This window comes from Streptomyces sp. NPDC057253, assembly GCF_042669125.1.
In the GTDB taxonomy this organism is placed as follows: Bacteria; Actinomycetota; Actinomycetes; order Streptomycetales; family Streptomycetaceae; genus Streptomyces.
The window spans coordinates 1-2,332 of record NZ_JBHUXV010000290.1; the positions used below are offsets into that span (position 1 = coordinate 1).

The 2,332-nt window shown below is 72.5% G+C and carries 2 protein-coding genes; both read right to left on the reverse strand.

Going from position 1 to position 2,332, the window contains the following annotated elements:
- Positions 1-948, reverse strand: a 948-nt coding sequence (locus ACFULQ_RS49010) for an NADP-dependent oxidoreductase (RefSeq protein WP_383558325.1), incomplete at its 3' end; no start/stop codon positions are given.
- Positions 945-2,332: FAD-binding protein (locus tag ACFULQ_RS49015; RefSeq protein WP_383558328.1), on the reverse strand; the 1,388-nt coding region annotated here is incomplete at its 5' end. The genes ACFULQ_RS49010 and ACFULQ_RS49015, both read right to left, overlap by 4 nt.

Genomic DNA, 2,332 nt, shown 5'->3' on the forward strand with positions numbered 1-2,332 from the left:
CAGGAAAGCCTCGCGCACCCGGTCCAGGCCGAAGGCCTGGACCGGGATGTGCAGTTGTTCCCGTACCACGGTCCCGGCGACCTCGGCCAGTTCGGCGGCCGTGCGCGGACGCATGCCCGGTGAGGCCAGCCCGAGTTCCGCGGTGACGTCGTGCCGCACGATGGTCACCACCCGGTCCGGGGACAGTCCGAGGGCCAGCGCGGTGTCGACGGCCTCCCGTCCGTGGCAGTCCACGGCGGCCGTGAGCTTCACGCCCGCCGCTCGGACCCGGTCTCCCAGCCCGTCGCCGTAAGCGACGGGCTGGATGCCCAGTCCGTTCAGGAACGCGTGGTTGGCGGGGCCCGCGGTGCCGATGACGGTGGCACCGCGCTCCGCCGCCAGCTGGCTCAGCAGCACCCCGACCCCGCCGGCTGCCGCGCCGACGAGCAGGGTGTCGCCTGCCCCGATGTCCAGCAGGTCCAGGCAGCCCAGCGCCGTACGCCCGGGCGTCGGCAGCGCGCCCGCCACGTCCCAGGACAGGCCTGCCGGCTTGCGCACGAGCTGCGTGTCCGGCACGACGAGTTGTTCCCGTACACACCTCCGGTCGGCGAAGCCGATGACCTCGTCACCCACCTCGACCGGCGAGCCGTCGAGGTGCCGCGCGCCGGGTCCGGCCTCGTCGACCACACCGGCGAAGTCCTGTCCGACGCCCCGCGGGAACGGGTCGTCGCAGGTGTACGGCGGACGACCGGAGCGCACCTTGGAGTCGAACGGGTTGATGCCCGCGGCCCGCACCCTCACCCGTACCTCGGCCGGGCCGGGGCGGACCTCCGGGACATCGGCGACGACGAGTACGTCGGGGCCGCCGTAGCGGTCGTGCAGGACGGCCCGCGCGGTGCCGTCGGCGGCCGTGGATCCGCTCTGGCCCGCGGCGGCGAACCCGGTCCCGCCGGACGGGACCGGAGTCACCGCTCGCCCCGGGCGGTCGCCGCCGCGTGGGCGCCGGCCAGCCGGCCGAAGGTGTAGCTGAACCCCGAGATGGCGCCGGACATGATGTACGGGTAGGTGCCGCCGTACAGCGTGTTGGCGTCCCTGCCGCCGGCGTACAGCCCGGGGACGGGGTTCTGGCCGGCGTCGAGGACGCGTCCGTGCTCGTCGATGGGGATGCCTCCGGAGCTGCCGTAGCTGCCGATGCAGAAACGTGCGGCGAACAGTCCGGTGTCGGGTTCGATCGGTCGCAGGTGGCGGGCCGGCTTGAACAGTTCGCCGTCCAGGCCCTCGCGGCAGGCCGCGTTGTAGGTCTCCACGGTGGCTTCCAGCTCCACCGCCGGCACACCGATCGCCTCGGCCAGCTCGCCCACGCTGTCCGCCCGGAACAGGTGCGGGTAGCCGTCGGCGACGGCCTTCGTGACCTGGCCGGCGAGGTCGGGGAGGGTGCCCGGGTGATGGAAGAGACGGTAGAGCTGGTAGTCCAGACCGTGCCGGTCGTAGTGGTCGGCGATCGAACCGCTGAGGATCATGTAGGCCTGGCTGCCGGGCTGGCGGCGCACCGCGTTGGCGGCGTCCGCCGGGTTGGCCACGATGTCCTCGGCGACGAAGCGCCTGCCGTGCCGGTTGACGAGCAGGTTGGGCTGGCGGAACGCACTGAGATCCGGGGCTGTGCCGCCCGGGCCGCCGTAGGGGTCGGGCAGGTAGATGTACGTCTCCAGCATCGAGGGGGCTTCGCCGGCGCCCGCCTCACGGGCCATCCGGATGCCCTCCCCCTGGTGCTCGGGGTGCGTGAACATCGCGAAGGTGAACAGGTCCTCACCGGGTACGAACCCGGTGTACCGCTCGATCAGCTCCGGCGAGCCCTGGAAGCCGCCCGCGGCGAGCACGGTCGCCGCCGCACCGATACGCCGCGTGCTCCCGTCGGCGGTACGTACCTCCACGCCGACGACCTGGCCGTCGTCGACGATCAGCTGGGTCGCGAGGGTGTTCAGGAGGAACCGGGCGCCGAGTTCCCCGGCGCGGTCGGTGAGGACGTCGGCGATCACCGGGTTCTCGGGGTCGTGCCGGATGTGCCAGGTCGGCTTCGCACCCGTGTAGTAGGGCACGACGTTGTCGAAGTGCACCCCGAGGGAGTTGAACCAGGCGATGGTGGGGCCGGAGTGGCGGACCAGGGTGGACACCAGCCGGGCGTCGGTCCGCCAGCGGGAGTGGTCCATCAGCAGCCGGAAGGCCTCCTCGCGGGAGAGGTCGACGTGCAGTTCCTGCTGCATCCAGCTCTCGACCGCGAACATCCCCAGGCTCGCGGGATTGATCCGGTAGGGGCCGCCGGTGCGGTCGGACTTCTCGACCACGACGACCGAGG